At 64.3% G+C, this 25371-nt stretch carries 20 protein-coding genes; 18 read left to right on the top strand and 2 right to left on the bottom strand.

Translation table 11 applies throughout. From position 1 onward, the window contains the following. The first annotated feature begins 181 nt into the window (after nt 1-181). A complete protein-coding gene (gene yaaA / locus CEY11_RS17945) occupies nt 182-955 on the top strand; it encodes a peroxide stress protein YaaA (protein WP_088604785.1) in 774 nt (257 codons plus the stop codon). A gap of 97 nt (nt 956-1052) precedes the next feature. Here the strand turns inward: yaaA and CEY11_RS17940 are convergent, their stop codons facing one another. Beyond that, nucleotides 1053-3395, bottom strand: a complete 2343-nt coding sequence (locus CEY11_RS17940) for an FUSC family protein (RefSeq protein ID WP_088604945.1) — start codon at nt 3393-3395, stop codon at nt 1053-1055. A 616-nt stretch (nt 3396-4011) separates the two neighbouring features. Here CEY11_RS17940 and CEY11_RS17935 point away from each other — a divergent pair. From CEY11_RS17935 to pssA, 10 genes are all read left to right on the top strand, one after another. Beyond that, nucleotides 4012-5745 carry an acetolactate synthase 3 catalytic subunit gene (locus CEY11_RS17935; protein ID WP_088604784.1) on the top strand — a complete coding sequence of 578 codons (1734 nt, stop codon included), beginning with the start codon at nt 4012-4014 and terminating at the stop codon, nt 5743-5745. 19 nt (nt 5746-5764) lie between these two features. Then, nucleotides 5765-6256 carry an acetolactate synthase small subunit gene (ilvN, locus tag CEY11_RS17930; RefSeq protein ID WP_088604783.1) on the top strand — a complete coding sequence of 164 codons (492 nt, stop codon included), beginning with the start codon at nt 5765-5767 and terminating at the stop codon, nt 6254-6256. Between the two features lie 169 nt (nt 6257-6425). Next, nucleotides 6426-7556, top strand: coding sequence for a ketol-acid reductoisomerase (gene ilvC / locus CEY11_RS17925; RefSeq protein ID WP_332888375.1), 1131 nt, complete (start codon nt 6426-6428; stop codon nt 7554-7556). 272 nt (nt 7557-7828) lie between these two features. After that, the gene (locus tag CEY11_RS17920) at nt 7829-10153 is read left to right on the top strand and encodes a TonB-dependent hemoglobin/transferrin/lactoferrin family receptor (protein ID WP_088604781.1); all 2325 of its coding nucleotides are present in this window, start codon (nt 7829-7831) and stop codon (nt 10151-10153) included. A gap of 190 nt (nt 10154-10343) precedes the next feature. Continuing rightward, nucleotides 10344-11522: a hemin-degrading factor gene (locus tag CEY11_RS25800; protein ID WP_233154950.1), complete on the top strand. Its 1179-nt coding sequence runs from the start codon at nt 10344-10346 to the stop codon at nt 11520-11522. Between the two features lie 121 nt (nt 11523-11643). Further along, nucleotides 11644-12432 (top strand): heme/hemin ABC transporter substrate-binding protein, encoded by a 789-nt coding sequence (locus CEY11_RS17905; RefSeq protein WP_233154969.1) that lies wholly within the window; start codon nt 11644-11646, stop codon nt 12430-12432. 98 nt (nt 12433-12530) lie between these two features. Next, the gene (locus CEY11_RS17900; protein ID WP_233154968.1) at nt 12531-13487 is read left to right on the top strand and encodes a FecCD family ABC transporter permease; all 957 of its coding nucleotides are present in this window, start codon (nt 12531-12533) and stop codon (nt 13485-13487) included. After that, nucleotides 13484-14302 (top strand): heme ABC transporter ATP-binding protein, encoded by an 819-nt coding sequence (locus CEY11_RS17895; RefSeq protein WP_233154949.1) that lies wholly within the window; start codon nt 13484-13486, stop codon nt 14300-14302. The genes CEY11_RS17900 and CEY11_RS17895 overlap by 4 nt, the downstream gene beginning before the upstream one ends. 137 nt (nt 14303-14439) lie before the next feature. Then, entirely contained in the window at nt 14440-15102 is a 663-nt protein-coding gene (locus CEY11_RS17890; protein ID WP_088604777.1) for a phosphatidylserine decarboxylase, read from the top strand. Nucleotide 15103: 1 nt separating this feature from the next. After that, a complete protein-coding gene (pssA, locus tag CEY11_RS17885) occupies nt 15104-15898 on the top strand; it encodes a CDP-diacylglycerol--serine O-phosphatidyltransferase (RefSeq protein WP_088604776.1) in 795 nt (264 codons plus the stop codon). 166 nt (nt 15899-16064) lie between these two features. On the opposite strand, the gene CEY11_RS17880 is transcribed toward pssA, so the two are convergent. Continuing rightward, nucleotides 16065-16601 carry a hypothetical protein gene (locus CEY11_RS17880; RefSeq protein ID WP_088604775.1) on the bottom strand — a complete coding sequence of 179 codons (537 nt, stop codon included), beginning with the start codon at nt 16599-16601 and terminating at the stop codon, nt 16065-16067. 536 nt (nt 16602-17137) lie between these two features. On the opposite strand from CEY11_RS17880, the gene CEY11_RS17875 reads away from it, so the two are divergent. The 7 genes from CEY11_RS17875 to pnp all read left to right on the top strand — a co-directional run bounded on the left by CEY11_RS17875 (nt 17138) and on the right by pnp (nt 25356). Beyond that, nucleotides 17138-17815, top strand: a complete 678-nt coding sequence (locus CEY11_RS17875; protein ID WP_088604774.1) for an RraA family protein — start codon at nt 17138-17140, stop codon at nt 17813-17815. Beyond that, nucleotides 17815-18606: an IclR family transcriptional regulator gene (locus CEY11_RS17870; protein ID WP_088604773.1), complete on the top strand. Its 792-nt coding sequence runs from the start codon at nt 17815-17817 to the stop codon at nt 18604-18606. Before CEY11_RS17875 ends, CEY11_RS17870 begins: the two co-directional genes overlap by 1 nt. 1 nt (nt 18607) lies before the next feature. Beyond that, nucleotides 18608-19615, top strand: coding sequence for a Bug family tripartite tricarboxylate transporter substrate binding protein (locus CEY11_RS17865; RefSeq protein WP_088604772.1), 1008 nt, complete (start codon nt 18608-18610; stop codon nt 19613-19615). 45 nt (nt 19616-19660) lie between these two features. Then, the gene (locus CEY11_RS17860) at nt 19661-21718 is read left to right on the top strand and encodes a metallophosphoesterase family protein (protein WP_088604771.1); all 2058 of its coding nucleotides are present in this window, start codon (nt 19661-19663) and stop codon (nt 21716-21718) included. Nucleotides 21719-21778: 60 nt separating this feature from the next. Continuing rightward, nucleotides 21779-22525: an SDR family oxidoreductase gene (locus CEY11_RS17855; RefSeq protein WP_088604770.1), complete on the top strand. Its 747-nt coding sequence runs from the start codon at nt 21779-21781 to the stop codon at nt 22523-22525. Between the two features lie 227 nt (nt 22526-22752). Then, on the top strand, nt 22753-23022 hold the full coding sequence (rpsO, locus tag CEY11_RS17850; protein WP_088604769.1) for a 30S ribosomal protein S15: 270 nt from the start codon (nt 22753-22755) through the stop codon (nt 23020-23022). 177 nt (nt 23023-23199) lie between these two features. Then, complete coding sequence (gene pnp / locus CEY11_RS17845; RefSeq protein ID WP_088604768.1) at nt 23200-25356, top strand: polyribonucleotide nucleotidyltransferase; 2157 nt, start codon at nt 23200-23202, stop codon at nt 25354-25356. Nucleotides 25357-25371 lie beyond the last annotated feature (15 nt).

The raw sequence follows: 25371 nt of genomic DNA, 5'->3' as shown, positions 1-25371 counted from the left end.
TTCTACCTGGGCGATGGGCGGCGCGGCCGGGCGCGTCCCGCTTGTTGTAGAGTCAGGGGTATTGAGCTTGCCATAGCCCGTCCTGTGCCTCGGGCGCCCGGGCCTCTTTAGCGCACGGCTCCGGCCGGAAGGCCGGAGCCTTTCATTTACATTCCGCTGGATACACAAGGAACTCGACATCATGCTGTTGGTATTGTCTCCGGCCAAGAAGCTGGATTATGACTCGACGGTGCGCACCACGCTGCACACCAAGCCCTTATTCGTCGAGCAGGCGTCGGGGCTGATCGATGTCCTGAAGAAAAAGTCCGCAACGCAGGTAGCCGAGCTGATGAGCCTGAGCGATGCGCTGGCGCGCCTGAATGCAGAGCGCTATGGCGCGTGGGAACCGCGCTTCACGCGCGCCAATTCGCGCCAGGCGGTGCTGGCCTTCAACGGCGACGTGTACGAAGGCCTGCAGGCCTCGACGCTGTCGGACGAACAACTGGAATGGGCGCAGGAGCACGTGGCGATACTCAGCGGCCTGTACGGCGTGCTGCGCCCGCTCGACCTGATGCAGCCCTATCGCCTGGAAATGGGCACGCGCCTGGCCACGGCGCATGGCCAGAATCTGTACGATTATTGGGGCAGCTCGATCGCCCAGTACCTGAACAAGCGCCTGGCCAAGCAAAGCGATCCCGTTCTGCTGAACCTGGCTTCGGAAGAGTATTTCAAGTCGGTCGACCTGAAGACGCTCAAGGCGCGCGTGGTGCAATGCGTGTTCCAGGATCAGAAGAATGGCGCCTGGAAGGTCATCAGCTTCTATGCCAAGCGCGCTCGCGGGCTGATGGCGCGCTACATCATCGACAAGCGCATCGACGAGCCCGGCGCCTTGCGGCGCTTCAATGTCGGTGGCTACGCCTATGCGGCCAAGGAATCCACGCCCGACCGCCTGGTGTTCCGGCGGCCCGAGGCGTAGTGTCCCGTTTGCTTGATTCGCATGTTTGAATTCGGCGCCCGCGCCACCCGCGCGGCGCTGTGAGCTTCGTTGGCCGCTGCACGCCTCTGCGACGCGCTCAGGTCTGCACGGCCAATGTTTCTCGATGGATCAGCTGTGCGGCCTTGACCATCTGGCGCAGCGGGTAGGCGAGGGTGGCCAGCTCTCCTTCGGTTTCCAGCGAGGCCGGCGCCTCGGCGTCGCGGCCGGACAGCAGGCCCTGGATCGCGTCCAGTGACTTCTGTATGCCCTCGGGCACCCCGCGCAGGCTGCCGAGTATGGGAATGGCGGCGCTGATCTGCGAGGCCAGTACGTGGTTCTGGATCAGCATATTGTTCAGTTCCGGCACGTTCTTTTGCTGGCTGGCGGGCTCGTCCATCATGCGGTAGAAGGCCGCCGCGAAATTGGCGAAGGCGATGTGCACGTTATTGCGCGCCAGCTGCCAGGCCAGTTCGGCGTCCTGCAATTGCGAATCGAGCGTTGCGCCGGATTCGGTGGCGGCGCCGGAGCCAGGCCTGGCGCCGGTTCCATCGGCGGTGTTGGAGCCCGCAGCCGGTGCCGTTGCTGCCGCGGCCGTGGCTGCCGTTGCGCCTGCGTTGCCGCCTTCGGCCGGTGCCGCCGCCTCGCTGGCCTGCGCATCGGCGGCGAGCAGCGCCTGGCGCTGCAGCGCCGCGTATTGCAAGCCCGTTTTCAGGTATTCCTCGTTGGCTCGTTTGGCCGCCATTGCCAGCGGCCGCACGGTGTTACGCTCCCACCAGGGCAGGATGTAGCTGCAAGGCAGGGCCAGGGCACAGCCCAGCAGGGTGTCGGCGAGGCGTTCGCCGACCACGAAATTCGTGCCTGGCGTCAGAAAATGGAACACGATCAGCACGAACAGCGTGTTGAAGATGGCGGCCAGGGTGTAGTTGACCTGCACCAGCCCGTAGCCCAGGATGCTGGTCAGCAGCATCACGGCCAGGTAGATTTCGGGGTTTTGCGTGCTCACGAACAGCAGCATGCCCAGCGCGCAGCCGATCAGCGTGCCGGTCAGGCGCCAGCCGTTGCGCTGGCGGGTCAGGGCGAAGCCCGGCTTCATCACGATGATGATGGTGAGCACGATCCAGTAGCTGTGCGCCGTCAGGTCGATCTTGATGTTTTCCATCTGCAGGATCAGCGACAGCGCGGTGGTGGCGGTCAGGGCCGCCAGCGTGGCGATCGTCACCCGCAGGGCGTAGCGGAAGTGCGAAGAACTCAGGCGCAGATTGCTGGTGATCATGCCGAAGCGCAGTTCCTGGCGCGACAGAAAGCGGGTCAGCGATTTGTCCGGGCGGCGCGTATGTTCTTCGCCGCTGATTTCACCGCGGGTACGCGCGGCCATGCGCTCTATGATGCGCGTGGCGTTGCGCAGGCGGCGCAGGATCTGCACCAGCAGGGCATAGACCTCGGGTTCGTCCTGCGCCAGCCCGTGGTTGCGGTACTGCTCCAGCTCGTATTCGATGGCGCGCAGCTCGGCGCGCACGCTGCTGCGGGTGCGGCCGCTTTTATTGCGCGCGATGTTCAAGGCCAGCGTGGCCAGGTTGGCCGACAGTTTGTACAGGGCGTCGCGGGCGAAGATCAGCACGTCGCTGTCGGGCAGCCTGCGCCGCAGCGTGGCGTAGTCGGTGTGGGTGGCTACCAGGCTGTCGAGCAGATTGATCATGTCGATGAAAATGTTCAGCAGCACCACCCGGTGGCGCTCGCCGCGCCCGTCGCCGCCGCGCGGCAGTTCGCGCAGCACCAGGTCGCGGGCGATCTGGTGCTTGTCGGTCATGGTCGACTGGAAGTGGATCAGGCGCCGGTAGCAGACGTCCAGGTCGATGTTGATGTCATAGAACTGCGAGCGCGCGGCCATATAGTCGGCGGTGGCGAACAGCGCCACGGACAGGCCTTGCTGTTCCTCGCGGTACCACAGCAGCAGGCTCACCATGTAGCTGAAAACAAAATAGAACACGCCGCCCAGGAACGAATACAGGGTGTGCTGCAGCACCTGGGAATAGTCCAGCGGCGTACGCATGGTCAGCGTCATCATCAGCAGGCACGAAAAGCCGATTAGGCCGCCGCGCTTGCCGAACACCGTCAGCATGGAAAAACCGAAGCACATGGCCGGGATGACGAACCACAGCAGCACCGGGTGCGGCGAGGCCAGGCCGGTGACGGCGGCGGTCAGCGGCACCAGCAGCAGGCCGCCCAGCATTTCGTTGCGGCGGTTGCGGCGCGGCCCGCCCGGCTGGTCGATGATGGCTACGCAGGCCGCGCCGATAGCCATGATCACGCCTACGGCGTACAGGTGGAACACACCGATCAGAACCAGGGCCGGCAGTAGCACCCCCAACGATTGCCGCAGGCCGCCGAAGAAATAGTGGCTGTAAAAAAAGCGTTGCAGTTGCGTGACGCGAGGTGCCATGGGCATGGGGGAAGCTTGGGACACGCCAAGTATAGAGGAGGACGGCCAGGGGCAGAGGCGTGCGCCCTGGAAAAATCGAGGCCGGCGGGGGCGGCGCACTTGCATACCGCGCTGGAGCATGCCGCGCTGTTGGCGGCAAGACCGTGGGCGGCATGGCTGGCCGCGGTGGGGCCTGTAGCGGGGCCCACAGGCCTGCGGCGGCCGGTTGCGATTTGCTTCCGTTTGTGCAACGCGGTAAAGTAGCCACAATCGGATCGCCCGTTTATCCAGGGTGGTCTCGCCCAGGCTTCCTATTCCGGGCCATCCGCCCGGTTTTTTGCGCCTTTAGTGTCTGGTGCATGCCCGCGTTCATGACGCGGCGCTGCACAGAGTGCTGATAATCAATTTGCCCGTGGCCGCGCCAAAAGCGTGTGTTGCCAAGGCGTCCATTTCTACCTCCCCGCGTTCATTTGAACGCGCGTGCTGCGTTTCGACGAGTGCGTGTCGGGGCGGCAAGGTGTCCGGGTGGCGTGGCTCCGTGAGCCACAAAGCGCCGGATCATGTTGCCGCGACCGGCCCGTCTCTGGCCTTCAATGGCCGATCGGGGCGGCAGCGCCGGTCATGAAAGGAATACAACATGGAACTCAATGGCGCCGACATCGTCGTGCGCTGCCTGGCCGAAGAAGGCGTGGAACACGTTTTCGGCTATCCTGGCGGCGCCGTGCTGTACATCTACGACGCAATCTACAAGCAAGACAAATTCAGGCACATTCTGGTGCGCCACGAGCAGGCTGCCGTGCATGCGGCCGACGCGTATTCGCGCTCGTCGAACAAGGTGGGCGTGGCCCTGGTCACCAGCGGCCCCGGCGTCACCAATGCCGTCACCGGCATCGCCACGGCGTACATGGATTCGATCCCGATGGTGATCATCAGCGGCCAGGTGCCCACGCACGCCATCGGCGAAGATGCCTTTCAGGAATGCGACACGGTGGGCATCACGCGGCCCTGCGTCAAGCATAATTTCCTGGTGCGCGACGTCAAGGATCTGGCGGAAACCATGCGCCGCGCCTTCTACATCGCGCGCACCGGCCGGCCCGGCCCGGTGCTGGTCGATATCCCCAAAGACGTCTCGGTCGCACAGTGCAAGTTCACGCCCAAGAAGGGCGAGGTGCACATGCGCTCGTATGCGCCGGTGGTCAAGGGCCACCAGGGGCAGATCAAGAAGGCCGTGCAGATGCTGCTCGGCGCCGAGCGGCCGATGGTGTACTCAGGCGGTGGCGTAGTGCTGTCGGATGCCGCGCCGGAACTGCGTGAGCTGGTCGAGATGCTGGGCGCGCCCTGCACCACCACACTGATGGGGCTGGGGGCGTTCCCGGCCAGCGACCGCCGTTTCGTGGGCATGCCCGGCATGCACGGCACCTACGAGGCCAACATGGCCATGCAGAACTGCGACGTGCTGCTGGCAGTGGGCACGCGCTTCGACGACCGCGTCATCGGCAACCCCAAGCATTTCGCGCAGAATCCGCGCAAGATCATACATATCGACATCGATCCGTCGTCGATTTCCAAGCGCGTGCGGGTGGACGTGCCCATCGTGGGCAACGTCAAGGACGTGCTGCAAGAGCTCAACGGCTTCTACCGCCAGGCCGCCGAACAGGGCCAGGGCCCGTCGGCCGCCGGCAAGGCGGCGCTGGCCAAGTGGTGGGGGCAGATCGACGGCTGGCGCGCCCGCCAGTGCCTGAAGTACGAAACGTCCGACGAGGTCATCAAGCCGCAGTCCGTGGTCGAGACGCTGTGGGACGTGACCGGGGGCAAGGCCTTCGTCGCTTCCGACGTGGGCCAGCACCAGATGTGGGCGGCGCAATACTACCGCTTCGACGAACCGCGGCGCTGGATCAATTCCGGCGGCCTGGGCACCATGGGGGTGGGCCTGCCCTACGCCATGGGCGTGCAGATGGCCAATCCGGGCAGCGAGGTCGCCGTCATCACCGGCGAGGGCTCGATCCAGATGAACATCCAGGAACTGTCCACCTGCAACCAGTACAAGCTGACGCCTAAGATCCTGTGCCTGAACAACCGCTACCTGGGCATGGTGCGGCAATGGCAGCAGATCGACTACGGCTCGCGCTATTCCGAGTCCTACGTGGACGCGCTGCCCGACTTCGTCAAGCTGGTCGAAAGCTATGGTCACGTCGGCATGCGCATCGACAAGCCGGCCGACGTCGAGCCGGCGATCCGCGAGGCGTTCGGCAAGCATCGCAACCGCCTGGTATTCCTCGACTTCATCACCGACCAGACCGAAAACGTCTGGCCGATGGTGAAGGCCGGCCGCGGCCTGACCGAGATGTTGCTCGGTTCCGAAGACCTTTGACCTGCAAGGAGAGGAAATAATGAAGCATGTGATTTCTATCCTGCTGGAAAACGAACCGGGTGCGCTGTCGCGCGTGGTAGGCCTGTTCTCGGCGCGCGGCTACAACATCGAGACCCTTACGGTGGCGCCCACCGAAGACTCGACGCTGTCGCGCATGACCATCGTCACCGAAGGCTCGGACGAGATCGTCGAGCAGATCACCAAGCACTTGAACCGCCTGGTGGACGTGGTCAAGGTGGTGGACTTGTCCGAAGGCGCGCACATCGAGCGCGAGCTGATGCTCGTGAAGGTGCGTGCCGTGGGCAAGGAGCGCGAAGAAATGAAGCGCATGGCCGATATTTTCCGCGGCCGCATCATCGACGTGACGGACAAGGTCTACACGATCGAGCTGACTGGCGTACAGGAAAAGATCGAAGCCTTCCTGGGGGCGCTGGATCACAGCGCGATCCTGGAAACCGTGCGTACGGGCGTGTCGGGCATAGGCCGCGGCGAACGCGTGCTGAAGCTGTAGCCCCGGGCCGCTTGCGGGGTGTGGCCGGCGCCTGGCGCCGTGCTCGCTTCGCATGCGGGCCGCGTAAATTAAAATATCGGCGGTTTGAATGTTGATGTGCGGATGCGGCGGCGTTGATTCCGTGCAGGCTTTTCACAGAATTACCGTTGAATATTGAATAGTTACTCGATTGCGCGGGCCGGCCGGCCGTATCGGCCGGGCCCGTGTTCAAGGCGAATCCATTGCCCGGCCTGCCGGGTTTGCGCAACAAAAATACTGCTTTAAATACTGGAGCTCTGTAAAAATGAAAGTCTATTACGACAAAGACTGCGACCTGTCCCTGATCAAAGGCAAGAAGGTCGCCATCATCGGCTACGGCTCGCAAGGCCATGCGCATGCGCTGAACCTGCACGAGTCTGGCGTGAACGTGGTGGTGGGCCTGCGCAGGAACGGTGCTTCCTGGAGCAAGGCCGAGAACGCCGGCCTGCAGGTGCAGGAAGTCGACCAGGCCGTCAAGGGGGCTGATCTGGTCATGATCCTGCTGCCCGACGAGAACATCGCCGAGGTCTACCGCAATCACGTCGCCGCCAACATCAAGGCGGGTGCCGCGCTGGCTTTCGCGCACGGCTTCAACATCCACTACGGCCAGGTCGTGCCGCGCGACGACATCGACGTCATCATGATCGCGCCCAAGGCGCCTGGCCACACCGTGCGCGGCACCTACCGCCAGGGTGGCGGCGTGCCTTCGCTGGTTGCCGTGCATCAAGACAAGTCGGGCGCTGCGCGCAACGTGGCGCTGTCCTACGCTTGCGCCATCGGTAGCGGCCGCGCCGGTGTCATCGAGACCAACTTCCGCGAAGAAACCGAGACCGACCTGTTCGGCGAACAGGCCGTGCTGTGCGGCGGTACCGTCGAACTGATCAAGGCCGGCTTCGAAACCCTGGTGGAAGCGGGCTATGCGCCGGAAATGGCTTACTTCGAGTGCCTGCACGAGCTGAAGCTGATCGTCGACCTGATCTACGAAGGCGGCATCGCCAACATGAACTACTCGATTTCGAACAACGCCGAGTACGGCGAGTACGAAACCGGCCCGAAGATCATCACCGACGACACCCGTGCCGCCATGCGCCGTGCGCTGGCCGACATCCAGTCGGGCGCGTATGCCAAGAACTTCATCCTCGAGAACGCCGCGGGCGCTCCCACGCTGCTTTCGCGCCGGCGCATCAATGCCGAATCGCAGATCGAGCAGGTGGGCTCCAAGCTGCGCGCGATGATGCCCTGGATCGCGGCCAACAAGCTGGTCGACCAAAGCAAGAACTGATCGCTGTACCCTTTTGCGCGTAGCGGCCCGGCCGCGCCGCGCAAGCCCCGAGGCGGCCCATGTGGCCGCCTCTTTTGTTGTCGCCCTTGTCGAGTCTGGCCAGCCTGCAGGCCGCAAGTTGGGCAGTGCCGGATTGGTGCCTTTTTTCGCACGGCCCCGGGGTTTTGGCAATACCTGTCCGTCCCTCTTTCGCATCACGCTAAGCTCCCTTTGCATTTATAAATAATAATAGTTATCATTTCGTGTCTTATTTCTATTTTTAGGATGTAGGCATGGCTAGCAGCAAGTCGACGGTATGGTGCAGCGGGGCGCTGCTGATGGTGCTGGCCACGCCCGGTGTGGCGCAAGTGGCAGCTCAAGCGCAGGGGCCGCAGGCCGGAGATGCCGCGGCGGTTCCGTCGCTGGCGCCGGTCACGGTACAAGGCCAGGCGCTGCAGACGGCGCTGCCCGACGGCGCCACCATTACCACGCGGGCGCAGCTCGATGACCGGTCGATCAATAGCTGGGACGACCTGAGCCAGCGCGGCGAGCCTGGCGTGAACTTCAACCGCCAGAACAACAGTGTCAACCTGCGCGGGCTGGACGGCGATCGCGTTGCAACGACCCTCGATGGGGTGGCGCTGCCGTGGCTCACCGACGGCGCGCGCGGTGTGCAGGGCGGCCTGAACACCATAGACTTCAATACCCTGACCGACATCGAGGTGCTGCGCGGCCCGAATGCGGCGCGTTCGGGTGCTCTGGCCGGAGCGCTGGCGCTGCGCAGCCTGATGCCTGCCGATGTGCTGCAGCCGGGCAGGGATTTCGGCGCTTTGCTCAAGTCGGGCCACGACAGCGCCGACGACAGCATCGGTGCCGACGCCGCTCTGGCGGGCAGGGTGGGCGAGGGCACCTCGTGGCTGCTGCAGGCCGGCCAGCGCCGCGGCCATGAACTGCAGAACATGGCCGACCGCGGCGGCTACGGCGCGCAGCGCGAGCAGCCAAACCCCGAAACCTACAAGCAGCAGAACGCGCGCCTGGTGCTGCAGCACGAATGGTCGAGCGGCCATACGCTGAGCCTGAGCGGCGACACGTTCCGGCGCCAGTCGACGATCGACATGCGCACGGAACAAGGCGCGGCGGAAGATTTCCAGATCGGCCACGATACGACGAACGAAGAGCTGGCGCGCGACCGCGTGATGCTGGATTACGGCTACCGTTCGCCGCAAGGGCAGGCTGCGCTGGACGAAGCGGGAGTCAAGCTGTACTGGCAGCGCATGCGTCTGGACACCGCCAACGACGGCCTGCACAACACGGATGCGCGCGCCTACATCATTCCTGGCGATCCGTTCCGCTACGGATATCCCAGCGGCCCCTACGGCCGCGACAATTCCATAGAAGAATCCGGCTTTGGGCTGCAGGCGCGCGCGGCGGGGCATCTGGCCGGAGCCGTGGCCCAGCACTGGAGCGTGGGCGCGCAATGGTACGGCAATCGCACCGAGCAATTGTCCGCCGGCTACGACAACTGCCCCGCCGTGCCGCCAGGCCTGCCCGCGCTCTTCGGCCCGCGCACCTGCGGCTTTTTGCACAGCAACCAGTCCGACATGCCGCGTGTCACCGGCAATCAATGGGCGCTGTGGGCGCAGGACGAACTGTCCTGGGCGGACGGACGCTACGGCCTGACCCCCGCGCTGCGCTTCGACGCCTACCGGCAGAAGCCCGAGAGCGGCGGTTCGTATTCCAGCAACCCCAATTCGGGCGTGCAAAGCCTGTCGTCCAGCAGCGGCCAGCGCCTGTCTCCGTCGCTGCTGGCAAGCTTCCGGCCACGTGAAGACGTCACGCTTTACGCCAAGTACGGCTACGGCTTCAAGGCGCCTTCCGCCACTCAGCTGTACCTGAACTACGGCGGCCCGGGCACCTATCTGAGCGTGGGCAATCCCGACCTGAAGCCCGAGACCAGCCACGGCTGGGAATTGGGCGTCGATGCGGGCGATGCCAAGCTGGGCGGGCGCCTGAGCTTCTACGACAACCGCTATCGCAATTTCATCGAAGGCGTGCCGCTGACGGCATCATCCGCCGAGTGGCAGCAGGCGTGGAACGGTCTGTATCCGCTGGGTGTCACCGGTTATGTCAACCGCGCCCACGTGCGCATCTACGGCGCCGAACTGAGCGGGCACTGGCAGTTCCAGCCCGGCTGGCACGTGCGCGGCGCGCTGGCATGGGCCGACGGCCGCGACCAGGACACCGGCCAGCACCTGAATTCGGTGGCGCCGCTCAAGATCGTCGCAGCCTTGGGCTATGGCACCGAGCATTGGGGCGCCGAGGGTATTGTCACCGCGGCGCGGCCGCGCCATCAGGTGGAGTACCCGCAGGCCACGGCCGACGCGCCTTATGCCGACTTCCAGGCGCCCGGCTATGGGCTGCTGGATCTGACCGCGTGGTGGAAGCCTACGGCGGTCAAGGGGCTGCGGGTGCAGGCGGGTGTCTACAACGTTTTCGACAAGAAGTACTGGAATGCGCTGGACGTGCCCACGGCGGGAGGCTCGGCGATTCCCCTGCCGGTGGACACCTATACGCAACCGGGGCGTTCGCTGCGGGTGGCCGTGACGTACCGGTATTGAGCGGGCATCGACCCCGCAGCGAGCCTGTGTCGACTTGGTGTTGACGGGTATGGAACGGGCATTGGGGGGTTATCGAAGGGGTATCGATCCCGTATCGATCGGACAGTGAATACCGGCCTGGAGCCGGGACGCGCGCCCCAGGCCGGGGCGCCCATTTCTTATTTCATGTCATGAACACGAGGAGCTTGAAATGACGACGCAACAATTCGAACAGCAGGGCCGGGCCCTGCGCGAGCGCTACGCCGAACTGGCCGCCGCCGCGCCCAAGGCGCGCATCCGCAATCTGGCCGCGCAGATGAAAGTCAGCGAACTGGAATTGGTGCTGGCCGGCTGCGGCGGCATCCGTGCGCGCGTGCTGCGCCAGCCGCCACAGGACGTATTCCGCCGCCTGGGCGAACTGGGGCGGGTGATGGCGCTGACGCGCAACGAGTGGTGCGTGCACGAACGCCATGGCCGCTACGAAGACATCCGCGCCGGCAAAAGCATGGGCATCGTGCTGGGCCCGGACATCGATCTGCGCATGTTCTTCAGCCACTGGAAGCATACGGTGGCCGTCGACGACGGCCAGCGGCGCAGCCTGCAGTTCTTCGATGCGCGGGGCGAGGCGATGCACAAGGTGTATTGCACCGATGCCAGCGATGTGCAGGCCTACGAGGCGCTGGTGGCCTCGCTGCTGGATCCGGATCCGGTCTGGCCGCAGCTGGCGCCGGACGCTGCCGGCGCGGAGCGGCCCGCCGAAGGTTCTGCGGGCGCGGCCGTTGATGTTGCAGTGCCTGCTGCCGATCGTGACGCCGGTGCCGAAGGTGATGCGGGTATCGATGCCGGCGCCAAGGACGATGCGCCGATGTCCGCCGCGGCGGAAGGCGCGGAAGCTGCCGCCAGCCTGCGCGGCGAGTGGCTGGCCATGAAGGACACTCACGAATTCGCGGGGCTGCTCAAGCGCCACAAGCTTTCGCGCCTGGCGGCTTTGTGCGAGGCCGGCACCGACCTGGCCCAGCCGATCCCCAACGACACAATAGAGCGCATGCTGCATGCGGTGGTCGAGCGCGGCACGTCCATCATGTGTTTCGTAGGCAACCGCGGCATGGTGCAGATCCACTCCGGCCCCATCCAGCACCTGCTGCGCACCGGGCCCTGGTTCAACGTGCTGGAACCGCACTTCAATCTGCACCTGGACACCACGGCCATCGACTCCACCTGGATCGTCAATCGCCCGAGCGACGACGGCTGGATCACGTCGCTGGAGGGCTATACCGCCGGCGGCGAACTGATCGTGCAGTTCTTCGGCGCGCGCAAGCCGGGCGTGCCGGAACTGGCTGCCTGGCGCGAGCTGATGGTGGGCTACTGCCCGGTGCCGCTGGCAGCTTGAGATGAGGCGCTTCCTGTTCACCTCGCGGCCTGTATGCCGCTCGGATTCTCCAGGCGCGGCACGGGCTGCGGGAGCCAGCTTGCCTCGCCGCAGCTTCCTGGCCGCGCTGCTGTGCGCAGGCATGCCGGTCGCGGCGCTGGCGGCGCCTGCGGCGCCGCGGCGTGTCGTGTCGCTGGGCGGCAGCGTCACGGAAATCGTCTACGACCTGGGGCAGGGCGGCCGCCTGGTGGCCGACGATCTGTCCAGCCTTTACCCCGAGGCGGCCACGCGCCTGCCGCGTGTCGGGTACTACCGCGCGGTGCCGGTGGAAGGCGTGCTGGCCCTGCGTCCCGACCTGGTATTGGCTTCCGAAAACGCCGGGCCGCCCCAGGCCCTGGCGCGGCTGGAGTCCCTGGGCCTGGCGGTGCGGCGTGTGTCCGATGCCCCCTCGGTAGATTCCCTGTACCGGCGCGTGGCGCAGATCGCCGAGGTGCTGGGCGTGCCGCGGGCGGGCGAGACGCTGGTCGCGCGGCTGCGTGCGCAGATCGACGCGGCACGTGCGCTGCAGGCGCCGCGGCGCCGTGCGTTGCTGCTGGTCAATCGCAGCGGCCAGTTCCAGGCGGCTGGCCGCGACACGGCGGCCAATGCGCTGCTGCAACTGGCTGGACTGGACAATGCCCTGGCGCAGCAGCGCGGCTACAAGCCGGTGTCCGCCGAAGGCCTGGCGGCCCTGGCGCCCGAGATGATCGTCATCACCACGGCTTCGCTGCGGGCCGTGGGCGGCATGGCTGCCTTGCGCGCCCGGCCCGGCGTGGCCGATACGCCGGCGGCGCGCGCCGGCCGCATCGTCGCCATGGACGATCTGCTGGCCCTGGGCCTGGGGCCGCGGCTTGCGCTGGCCATACGCGATCTGAAGCAGGCGGCGCAATGAACACCGCGTCCGCCGCCAAAGCATCCGCCGTCAAAAGGCGACACTTGCCTGCGGGCAGGCTGGCGCCACGTCCGGTGCTGGCATGGCTGGCCCTCTGTCTGCTGCTGGCCGCCTTGGCGGCCAGCGCCAGCGGCGCCATGTCCATTCCGTGGTCGCGCCTGCCTGCGCTGCTGTGGGGCGAGACGCTGCCGGACGACCGGCTGTTGCGCAGCGTCCTGCTGGACATTCGCTTGCCGCGCGTGCTGCTGTCCATGGCGGCTGGCGCCGCGCTGGCCGTGGCCGGCGCGGTGATGCAGGCTTTGTTCCGCAATCCTCTGGCCGAGCCGGGGCTGGTGGGTATTTCTTCCGGTTCGGCGCTCGGGGCGGTATGCGCCATCGTGGCCGGCGCGGCCGGCCTGCCTGTAGTGGCGGGCGCGGCGTTCGCCGGAGGGCTGGGCGCCACCTTCCTGGCCTACGTGGCGGGGCGCCGCTATTCCGGCATGGCAGGGCTGCTGCTGGCGGGCATCGCCATCAACACCCTGGCCGGCAGTGCCATCGGCTTGTGCACTTATATTGCCAGCGACGACCAGTTGCGCGACCTGACCTTCTGGAGCATGGGCAGCCTGGCCGGCGCCAACTGGCATCTGCTGGCCTTCTTCGGCCCATGGACACTGCTGCTGCTGGGGTATTTCTGCCGATGCTGGCGCGAGCTGAACGCCTTGCTGCTGGGCGAGCGCGAGGCCACGCACCTGGGCTTCGCCCTGGCGCCCTTGCGGCGTCGCCTGATCCTGGCCGTGGCGCTGGCGGTCGGGCCCATGGTGGCTGTTACCGGCGGCATCGGATTCGTCGGGTTGGTCGTGCCGCACCTGGCGCGCATGCTGCTGGGCGCCCACCACCGCTACCTGCTGCCGGCCTCGGCCCTGGGCGGCGCATTGGCCCTGACGCTGGCCGACTGCGCGGCGCGCCTGGTAGTGGCGCCGGCCGAACTGCCCGTGGGCCTGGTTACGGGGCTGGTGGGCGGCCCGTTCTTCTTTTGGCTGCTGTTTCGCGCGGGACGGCGGGAGGGGGCGCAATGAGCATGGGTGGGGCTTTCGAGGCTCGCGGCCTCGGCGTGAGCCGCGGCGCGCGCAGCGTGCTGCGCGACATCAACCTGGCACTGGCCGAGGGCGAGGTGCTGTGCCTGCTGGGCGCCAACGGCGCCGGCAAATCCAGTTTCCTGTCCGCACTGGCGGGGGAACTGTCGCCCCAGCCTTCGAGGCGCGCCGGCGCGGCGATCCGCTTGAATGGGCGGGCCCTGGCCGAACTGGACGCCGCCGCCCAGGCGCGCGCCCGCGCGGTGCTGCCGCAGCGCCCCGGGCTGGGCTTCGACTTGACGGTGGAAGAGGTGGTGGGCATGGGCGCCTATCCGTTTGCCGAGCTTGCTTCCCGGGAGGTGGATGCGCTGGCGCGGCGTGCGCTGGGGCTGGCCGGCATGGCCGGCTACGCGCAGCGGCGCTACCTCGAGCTTTCAGGTGGCGAGCAGCAGCGCGTGCAGTTCGCGCGGGTGCTGCTGCAGGCATTGGCGGCCCGCGACGCCGACCCGCAGGCCCGCTATATTCTGCTGGACGAGCCCACTTCCAGCCTCGACCCCCTGCACCAGCAGGAATTGTTGCGTGCGGTCGGGGACGTGGCGCGTGCCGAGCGCATCGGCGCCCTGGTCATCCTGCACGACCTGAATCTGGCGGCTGCCTGGGCCGACCGTATCGTGTTGCTGGCCGGCGGCGCGGTGCTGGCCTGCGGTGCGCCGGCGGAGGTTCTCACGGCGGAACACATCCGGCGCGCGTACGGTGTCGAGGCCGAGATCCTGCCGCACCCGCGGCGCCCGCAGCGCCCGTTGGTGGTATTCGCATAGCGAACCGGCGGGTCGAACCCGCCAATTCGACCCCGGCAACTGGGGAATCGCCGCCGGCAGGCTGGCCTGTGCGGGGCTTCCCCCCGCGCTGCATGTAGAGGCCGAGGCTCCCCAATTCGGTTATTCTTCGCCTTACGATGAATAAACCTTCCTATCCGCATCCGGTCATTGCCCGCGAGGGCTGGCCATTTATTGCGATCGCCGTGGTGGTGTCGCTGGCCGTAAGCTTCTGGTCGCTCTGGGCCGCGCTGCCCTTGTGGCTGATTACTCTGTTCGTTGTGCAGTTTTTCCGCGATCCGCCGCGCGCGGCGCCCGATGGCGAGCTGAACGTGCTGTCGCCGGCCGACGGCCGCGTGGTCGCCGTCGAGCAGGTTCAAGACCCCTATGCGCACCGCGACGCCCTGAAGATCAGCGTCTTCATGAACGTCTTCAATGTGCACTCGAACCGCGCCCCGGTCGACGGCGAGGTGGTGTCCACCGATTACTTCGCCGGCCAGTTCTTCAATGCCTCCCTGGAAAAGGCCTCGCAGCAGAACGAGCGCAACGCCATCGTGCTGCGCACCCGCCAGGGCGGGCTGGTGACCTCGGTGCAGATCGCCGGCCTGGTGGCGCGGCGCATCCTGTGCTACAGCAAGACCGGCGACCATCTGTATCGCGGCCAGCGCTATGGCTTCATACGCTTTGGCTCGCGGGTCGACGTCTACCTGCCGCCGGAATCGCGCCCCAGGGTGTCCCTGGGCGACAAGGTATCGGCCACCAGTACTGTGCTGGCCGAGCTGCCTGCCGCGAACGAGGCCTGACATGCCTAACTTCAATCTGGACGAGCACACCCGGCGGCGCAGCATCTACCTGCTGCCCAATGCCTTCACCACCGCCAATCTGTTTGCCGGCTTTTATGCCGTGGTGCAGGCCATGAACGGCCGCTACGAAGTCGCGGCCATCGCGATCTTCGCCGCCATGGTGTTCGACGGCATGGATGGCCGCGTGGCGCGCCTTACCAATACCCAGTCGGCATTCGGCGAGCAGTACGATTCCATGTCCGACATGGCCTCGTTCGGCATCGCTCCCGCGCTGGTCATCTACGAATGGAGCCTGCGCGGGCTGGGGCGCTGGGGCTGGCTGGCGGCTTTCGTCTACGTGGTGGGCGCGGCATTGCGCCTGGCACGCTTCAACACCAATATCGGCGTGGTCGACAAGCGCTTCTTCCAAGGGCTGCCCAGCCCGGCGGCAGCGGCTCTGGTGGCCGGCTTCGTCTGGCTGGCGGTCGACAACAAGTTTTCGCTGCAAAGCGGCACCATAGCGTGGCTAGCCTTCGCCTTTACGGTCTATGCCGGCGTCGCCATGGTCAGCAACGCGCCGTTCTACAGCGGCAAGACCTTCGCGTTGGGCCGCAGCGTGCCCTTCTGGGTGATTCTGGTGCTGGTGGCGGTGTTCGTCTTCGTGTCCAGCGATCCGCCGGTGGTGCTGTTCGGCTTGTTCGTGATCTATGGCCTGTCGGGCTGGGCGGTATTTTACTGGCGCTGGCGCCGGGCGCGCAGGCTCGGCAGCCGCATGCGCCAGGCCAGCCACGAAGACACGCCGGACGACATCCAGTAGCGGGGTGGCATGGGGGCATAGGGGGGCGGATGCTCCCATCTCTCTGTGCCGATTTTCCGGGCTGCGCACAGACGGCCTGGCCGCATTGAGCGGGGGGCCACGCCGTGCCCCGCTTGCATAAACCAGCGCCTGAGCCGCAGCCTCGCAGAGCAGCGGCCTCGTTCGGCTAGAAGAACGACCAGCGGTCGTGGTCGTACATGGGGTCGGGGCCGGGGTTGAAGTGCGTGACGTGCGAGCCGTCATGGCCAAAATACACGTACATCAGTGAATTCCAGGCTCCGCTCTGCCGGTAGCGGTAGCTCCAGACGAGCTGGTCGCTGGACGGCAGGCCCACGCGGTCGATAACGGCCGGGGGGCCGAATTCGCAGCGCACGCGTTCCTGGCTCCAGGTGCCTTGGGCGAGCATCTTGAAGTGCTCGTCGGTGAGCAGCGCGGCAACCTTGCCGGTGTGGCCGGCGCCGTCGACATGCACGCCCCAGGCGTATTGCCCCATGGGCTGCTGGCTCCAGATCAGATGCTGGCCGCCGCCGGCGTCGGGGCAGGAAAAATTCGGGCGGCCGTACTTGGCCTCGATCTGCGCCAGTGGCGTGCCCTGGGGCAGTTCGCTCATGTTGGCGCAAGCGCCCAGAGTGCCCAGCACGGCCAGAGCCAGCGCGGCGCGCAGGCTGCGTGCCGGTATGTAAGCGGGTTTGTTGCGGATCATTGCCATGCTCCTGCATGAGTATTGGCCAATCGGCGTATCCCTGGGCCCGCGAGCCCAGGCTTGCGCCATACCGAGCCTGTACTACGGGAAGTTTAGTCCAGTTGCCGCTGTGGCTTGGCATTGCCATGCCGGTCAATATACCGGCGCGTTGCTTTGCATACTGTAGCCGAAGTTTTTCCTTTTTGATGCCGGTTCTGGCGGTTGCCTCTTCGCCCTTTGCTTGTGTTGGCCGTGCCCGGTTGCGGCGGTATGCGGCCATGTCTTCCGTGCCGCAGCGGCGGGCGTCCGCAGTCCGTGCGCGAGCTTGCATCGCCGCCCCGTCCGCACGCGTTCCAGTTTCGCTTTCGATTCCTTTCTTCGGTTCGCGGGTAGCGCAGCCCGACGATCATCCTTATTAAGTTTTATATTATAAAACTTAATGGAAAAGGAATTAATTCATAACAACATTGACATGTGCAGCCATAGGAAATAATATTCGCCTATCAAGCAAGTTATTGATATTAATAAGTTTTATATTATAAAACTACGGAGATGATATGTACGAGATGCATCGGCCCGGCAAGTTCGTAGAAGACGATTTGTGGGAGCTGTGTCTGAGCGTTGACCCGTGTGCGGTGTCCGACGTGCTTAACAAGCGTGGCGTCAGGCAGCGCACGATGGATGCCGGCCTGCAAGGCATCGCCCCTGGCTTGAGAACGGTGGGGGTGGTACGAACCATGTCGTCCCGTCCCTTGGAGCAGGCTCCGGATCCCAGCAAAGAGTATGGGTTGTTGTTCGAAGCTATCGATCAACTGTCGCCCGGAGAAGTATTGCTTACCGACACCTTGGGCTGTTGTGTCTGGGGGGAACTGTGTACCGAGCGGGCCCGGCGCCGTGGCGGCAACGGGGTCGTTATCGATGGCTATTACCGTGACTCGGATCGTGTGCTGGCTTCCGGTTATCCCGTATTCGCCCGGGGCCGCCACATGAGCGACATGCTGTATCACAGGGAAATCGTGGCCTTGAACCAGCCGGTTCTTTGCGCGGGTGTTTATTGCGCGCCGGGCGACCTCGTGCTCGGCGCGTCGGACGGCGTGGTGGTTGTGCCCGCCAAGATGATCGACTCTGTCGTCCGCGAGGCGGCTACGAAAGCAAGTGCGGAAGACAAGGTAAGGGCTGCGCTCGCGACAGGCGCGTCGGCCGCGGACACGTACCGCAGCTACGGCGTTTTCTAATGAAAGGCAAGGAGTCGGCAAGCAAGGCCGCGGCGCCTCGCATACAGGCAATAATCCGCGCCGGTCAGCTTCTTGATCTGATCGCTGCCCAGGGGGCAGACGGAATTGGCATCGCCGAATTATCGCGCCAGAGCGGCCTGCATAAAACGACGGCGTTTCATATTCTGGCGACCCTGGAAGACCTGGGTTTTGTCAGCAGGGGGCAGAACAACCGCAAATATCGTTTGGGACTCAAGAACCTGGAACTTGGAAGCGTGGTTCAGCGCCAGCTTCAACTCAGGGATCTGGTCTACGACAGCCTTTTGCGGCTTTGCAGCGAAACACGCGAAACCATAAATTTCGCTCAACCTTTAGCCGACAAATTGACAATCATCGAATGCATAGAAGGAAGCTACGGTTTGCGGGCTGCCTATTATGTGGGGACGCATTCTCATTATCACGCGACCGCTTGCGGCAAAGCCATGCTGGCTTACCTGCCCGAAGTGCAGCGGCGCCATATTTGCGAAGACGGGCCTTTGCCTGCATTGACCGGCTCGACGGTTACGGACGTTGCCGCCTTGTACGCTCAGCTTGATCTGATACGGCAAGGCGCACCGGCGCTGGATCTCGAAGAAAACGAAGTCGGCGCCTGCTGCATAGGGCGCGCAATTTTGAGCGATTCGGGCGACGTGCTGGGGGCCATCAGTGTATCGGGGCTCAGCGGCCGCTTTGACGATGCGGCGCGTATCCGCATCGATGCTGCTTTGAAAAGAGAAATCGATCTGATTTCCAGAAAATTAAGGAGGAGTTGACATGTCTGCGCTGCACGAATCTATTACAAGGAAACGCAATACTCTGAAAAGGCTGACCATGCTGTGCGGCGGCATATTGGCGCTGTTGCCGATGGGCTATGCCGCGGCCAGCCCCGCGTCATATCCGAGCCGCCCCATACGTCTGATCGTGCCATTCCCGCCGGGCGGGGCCCCCGACGTCGTCGCCCGCCTGATTGGGGACGATATGTCCAGAACCCTGGGCCAGCCCATCATCATCGAGTACAAGCCGGGGGCCAGCGCGAATATAGGCATGAATTATGTAGCCAGAGCCAAGCCCGACGGATACACGATACTCCTGGCCAGCGCTTCGCTGGCAATCAACAAGCGCCTGATCGAAAACACGCCGTTTGATCCCGTGAAAGACTTCACGCCGATCTCGTTGCTGACGATGGTGCCTTCGGTAATGGTTGTTCCTCGAAGCGTACCGGCCGATTCTGTGAAGTCTTTCATTCAGTACGCCCATCAGAATCCGGGAAAACTGAATTACGGCAGCAGCGGGGTAGGTACGACCCAGCATTTGGCGGGGGTGCTGTTCAATAAAGTTACCGACAGCCGCATCGTGCACGTGCCTTACAAAGGGCAGAATGCGCTGATCCCCGAGCTGGTCGCGGGCCGCGTGCAGGTTTCGTTCAATAATATTTCGGCCGTGCTGCCGTTCGTCAAGAGCAAAGACCTCAAGATCCTGGCGATCGCCCTGCCCAAGCGATGGGACAGGTTTCCGGACGTGCCCACCTTCTCGGAGGCTGGCCTGCCCGGGTTCGAAATATCGAGCTGGCTGGCATTGTTCGCTCCGAAAGACCTGCCGCAGCCCATTGTTCAAAAAATCTATCTGGCAGCCAAGCATGCCATGGACAAGCCTGAAATCCGCAACAAAATCTCCGCTGCCGGCAATTACCCTGTAGTCAGCACCCCGGCTTATCTCAAGAAGTTTCTGGGCGACGAGATTTCAAGCTGGTCCAAGGTTATTGATTCGCTTCACGCTCAATAGCGCCGGGCGCCTGCATTCCTGTGGCGCCTTAACCGGAAGTGTTTAATGGAACATCGCATGCAGTCGCCTTTGTTTCGGTTCGCGGTCATTGCGGATTCGCATATAGAGCCCGAACCAACGGGTAGTTCGACGCGCAACAACATGCGCAATGCCGCCGTTGTAAGCATGCTTAATGCCAGCAAGCCCGATTTTGTCATCCATTGTGGAGACATACTTCACGTCCCCGCATTCGGGCCTCACTTTGACAATGCCGCGGCCGTGTCCAAGTCCATCTATCGCCCCTTGCAGATGCCCATTTACTCTACGCCGGGCAACCAGGATATCGGCGACAAGCCGTCGACGTGGATGCCGGCCCCGGCTGCGACGCCCGAATGCACCAAGTTGTACGAGCAGTATTACGGGCCCGCATACCAGGGTATCGAGCACAAAGGCTGCCACTTCGTTTTCATCAATTCGCCCATATTGAATTCCGGCCATGACATCGAAAGGCAGCAGCGCGAGTGGCTGGAATCCCACCTGCGGACGGTGCAGGGCAAGCGTATTTTTCTAGTCACGCATTACCCGGTTTACCTGCTCGACGAGCACGAGGCCAGCCATTACGACAATATCGACGAGCCCGCCCGGGGCTGGCTGCTGGACTGCATAGACCGCTATGGCATCGAAGGAGTCTTTTCCGGGCACGTGCATAATTTTTTCTACAACCAGCGCAAAGACGCGCATTTCTATATTCTGCCGTCGACTTCCTTTGTGCGCCGCGACTATGCCGAGCTGTTCCAGATCGCCCCTGCAGAGCAGGCGGAGTTCGGCCGCAACGAGCCGGCAAAACTGGGTTTCCTCTTGGTCGATGTCATGCCCGCCGGCCATCACGTTCATTATGTGCGCAGCTATGGGGTTACCGGCGCCGATCACGACAGGGCCGCCGATGTCATGCCCTCGTCCGTTTTTTGCGCCGATGGGCCTGGGTTGGGGGTGACGTTGCGGCATCAGTGGGCGCAGATAAGCACAATATCCGCGAACAACACCACTGACGAATTCATACGCAAGCGTGTGCGCTCTGATTTCGCGCTTGAAGGCATGTGGCATCTGGGAATTAAATCCGCGCGCGTGTTTCTGGACGATTTGCGTGATGCAGGCAGCCACGAGCGGATCGTGCTTTTGAGCCGCCTCGGGTATCAGATTCATGTCCAGTCCAGGGGCTTGCCCAGTGGTGTAGATATCGATTTCATCGAGGGCAATGCGGCAATATTGCATTGTTGGGAAATTGTGGTTCCCTTTGGCCAGGTTGCAGACTTGCTCGCCTTGCTTGAAAAGTTTCCGGGCCGGCGCGTCAGTGTCGCCGTTGCCAAGTTCGAGAATTCGGCCCAATATCGCCACGAGCAGATCAACTACCCGCATTTCCTGGCTGCGGGCTTTCTGGTCGAGAGCGACAGGCAAAAGGTGGCCTCGCTCATGGAAACGGCTGCAGCCCGCGGGCAGCAGCCATACGGTGTCGTTTACCGGACTACCTCATCGGATGACCCGTGTGCGGCAGCCCTGGCGGCGCGCACCGCGCTGGGCGGCTCGGGGCCGACGGCAATACTGACCGCCAGCTGGGCGGCCTCGGATCCGGGGCCCTGCAACGCTGACGACGAGGGTATAGCCGGCTACATGCTCAAGCTGCTGGCCGCCGCGACCATACCCGGCTGCAAGATCATGCTCGACATGTTTGCCGACCTGGATCGCGGCTACTACCCGCGCCACGGGGTGGTGGATCGCCACTACGACCCCCGGCCCGCGGGGCGGCTGATCCGCAATACTCATCGTCTGTTCAGCGAGCTGGATTCCCGGCCCGTATACGTATCGGGGGCGGCGCACGGTGCTTCCGGCTGGCATGCGCAATTGCGAGCGGGCAGCCATGACCTTCTCCTGTCTTCGGCCGAGGCGGGGAGCCATGCGACGGATGCCTGGCCCGCTTGGGCCTGCGGCGCCACGCGTCTGCGTTTGATCGATTTGCTGGGCGGGCAAGAGCAGTGCATCGCCGGCTCGGACGTGTCCGGCCGTCAAAATAGCGGCGCCCGCATCGAGCCGTGGCCCAAATATATCGCCGTGGTCGCGCCGGGCTGATAGAGCCCGGTGTCCGACCACTATATGGAAAACCACTATCTGGCCCTGGGAGGAGCAGCAATGGCAGGTCGTCTAGCAGGAAAGTTGGCCGTGGTAAGCGCGGCCGGACAAGGTATCGGGCGTGCGACGGCAAGCCTGTTCGCCCGGGAAGGGGCGACCGTCATTGCCACGGATATCAAGCAGAAATCGCTTGCCGGCCTGCAGGGCTGCCATACAGAGACCTTGGATGTTACCGACGAGGCCGCCGTTCGGGCCCTGGCCGGCAAGCTGGGCCCGATCGATGTCCTGTTCAATTGCGCCGGCTATGTGCACGATGGCACTATCCTCGATACGGATCCCGATGCCTGGGAGTTCTCCATGACTCTGAATGTGCGCTCGATGTATCACACCATCCGGGCCTTCCTGCCCGGCATGCTGGAAAAGCGCAGCGGCTCGATTGTCAATATGTCTTCGGTGGTCTCGAGCGTAAAAGGGGGGAATAATCGTTTTGTGTACGGGACTTCGAAGGCGGCGGTCATCGGTTTGACCAAATCCGTCGCGATTGACTTCGTGTCCAGCGGCATACGCTGCAACGCCATTTGCCCCGGCACCATCGCATCGCCTTCCTTGAAAGAGCGCATTGCCATGCAGGCCGCCAAATACCGCAAAAGCCCGGGCGACATCGAAGCCGCCTTCGTCGCGCGCCAGCCGATCGGGCGCCTGGGCACGGCGGAAGAGGTCGCCGCGCTGGCGGCCTATCTGGCTTCGGACGAGGCAGGCTTCACGACCGGGACAATCCATGTCATGGATGGGGGCTGGTCGAACTGAGGGCCTGGGCGCCCGCTCAGGGGCGCATTGCCGGCTAATCCGCTATAATGCCACGGTTTCCGAGCAAACAAAGCGGGCGGGGCATGTATGCGCCTGTTCGTGGGCGGCCGCAGTGCAGGCCGCGCGTGGTTGTGCCGGGAACACCCAGTTGTATCCATAGCTATTGTTTTGTTCATTAACGCCACGTCAGGGCACCTCGGCCCTGACGCCAGTCAAAGAGGCCATAAATGTCTGTTTCCGACATCAAGAAATCCGATATCGTCGCGCAATATCAACGCGCCCAGGGCGATACCGGCTCCCCCGAAGTACAAGTAGCGCTGCTGACGGCTCGCATCAACGAGCTGACCGGCCATTTCAAGACTCACATGAAAGACCACCATTCGCGCCGCGGCCTGCTGCGTATGGTCAGCCGCCGCCGCAAACTGCTCGATTACCTCAAGGGCCGCAATCCCGATTCGTATCGCACGCTGATCGAAAAGCTCGGTCTGCGTAAGTGATCCCGCGGCGGGCTCGCTGATGCAAACCGTGGACGCTGCGATGGAATGTCGCGGCGTCCACGGTTTTTTGTTTCCGGGCCGGCTCGCCGATACGAAGCAGGGTTCGCAGGGGCTCATACGGGCTCGGCCGTGCAAGCGGCACATGCGGCACCTTTTCTATAGTAAGGATATTGTGTGATGTTCAATAAAGTGACGAAATCGTTCCAGTACGGCCAGCATACGGTCGTGCTGGAAACGGGCGAAATGGCCCGACAGGCGTCGGGCGCCGTGCTGGTGTCGGTCGACGACACCGTGGTGCTGGCTACCGTGGTCGCTGCCAAGAAACCCCGGCCCGGCCAAGACTTCTTCCCCCTGACGGTCGACTATGTCGAAAAGACCTACGCGGCCGGCCGCATCCCGGGCGGCTTCTTCAAGCGCGAAGGCAAGCCCTCGGAAAAAGAAACCCTTACCTCGCGCCTGATCGACCGGCCGCTGCGCCCCTTGTTCCCCGAGGGCTTCTACAACGATGTGCAAGTCATCATCCACACCGTTTCGGTCAACCCCGAGGTCGATCCCGACATTCCCGCGATGATCGGCGCGTCGGCCGCGCTGGCCATCTCCGGCATCCCCTTCAACGGCCCGATCGGCGCGGCCCGCGTCGGCTATGTCGATGGCCAGTACGTGCTCAACCCCACCACCGCGCAGCTCAAGGATTCGTCCATGAACCTGGTGGTGGCCGGCACCGAGGCCGCCGTGCTGATGGTCGAATCCGAAGCCAAGCAGCTGTCCGAAGACGTAATGCTGGGCGGCGTGGTTTTCGGCCACGAGCAGATGCAGGCCGCCATCAACGCCATACATGACCTGGTCGCCGAAGCCGGCAAGCCCGAATGGGACTGGCAGCCGGCGCCGCGCAACGAGGCCCTGATCGCCGCCGTTTCCGCCGCCGCCCAGGAAAATCTGACCGCCGTCTACCAGATCCGCGAGAAGCAGGCCCGTACCACCAAGCTGCGTGAAGTCTACGCCGACGTCAAGGCCAAGCTGGCCGAGCAGGCCGCCGCCCGCGGCGAAGCCGAGCCCGATGGCGTCGAAGTCGACAACATCCTGTTCGACCTGGAAGCGCGCATCGTGCGCGGCCAGATCCTCAATGGCGAGGCCCGCATCGACGGCCGCGACACGCGCACCGTGCGCCCGATCTCGATCCGCCTGGGCGTGCTGCCGCGCGCCCACGGCAGCGCTCTGTTCACCCGCGGTGAAACGCAGGCCCTGGTGGTCGCCACCCTGGGCACCAAGCAGGACGAACAAATCATCGACTCGATCATGGGCGAGCACCGCGACCGCTTCATGCTCCACTACAACATGCCGCCGTTCGCCACCGGCGAAACCGGCCGCTTCGGCGTGCCCAAGCGCCGCGAAATCGGCCACGGCCGCCTGGCCAAGCGCGCGCTGATCTCGCTGCTGCCCGAAGCGCAAGACTTCCAGTACACGATCCGCGTGGTCTCCGAAATTACCGAATCCAACGGCTCGTCGTCGATGGCGTCGGTGTGCGGCGGCTCGCTGGCCATGATGGACGCCGGCGTGCCCATCAAGGAACACGTGGCCGGCGTGGCCATGGGCCTGATCAAGGACGGCGGCAAGTTCGCCGTGCTGACCGACATCCTGGGCGACGAAGATCACCTGGGCGACATGGACTTCAAGGTGGCGGGCACCGTGCATGGCATCACTGCCCTGCAGATGGACATCAAGATCCAGGGCATCACCAAGGAAATCATGCAGGTGGCGCTGTCGCAGGCCCGCGAAGGCCGCATGCACATCCTGGGCAAGATGCGCGATGCGCTGGAAGGCTCGCGCACCGAGCTGTCGGAATTCGCGCCGCGCATGCTCTCGGTCAAGATCAACCCCGAGAAGATCCGCGACGTGATCGGCAAGGGCGGGGCCACCATCCGCGCCCTGACCGAAGAAACCGGCACCCAGATCGACATTGGCGACGATGGCCTCATCACCATCTCCAGCGCCGACCTGGACAAGGCCCGCGAAGCCGAGCGCCGCATCAAGGAACTTACCGCCGACGTCGAAGTCGGCCAAGAGTATGAAGGCCCGGTGCTGCGCTTGCTGGACTTCGGCGCCATCGTGCAGGTGCTGCCCGGCCGCGACGGCCTGCTGCACATTTCCGAAATCGCCAACTACCGCATCGCCAACATCAACGATGTGCTGAAGGTGGGCCAGGTCGTGCGCATCAAGGTCATCGAGGCCGACGACAAGGGCCGCCTGCGCCTGTCCATGAAGGCCATCGGCGGCATCGAGGCCCAGGGCGGCCCGCAAGGCCCCGTCACGGCCAACTCGGGAACCGCCGCCTAAGGCAAATCAGCGAAG

This window comes from Candidimonas nitroreducens (assembly GCF_002209565.1).
Classification (GTDB): Bacteria; Pseudomonadota; Gammaproteobacteria; order Burkholderiales; family Burkholderiaceae_B; genus Candidimonas; species Candidimonas nitroreducens.
The sequence above is the reverse complement of the archived record's forward strand: the minus strand, read 5'-3'. Positions and strand labels throughout refer to the sequence as shown.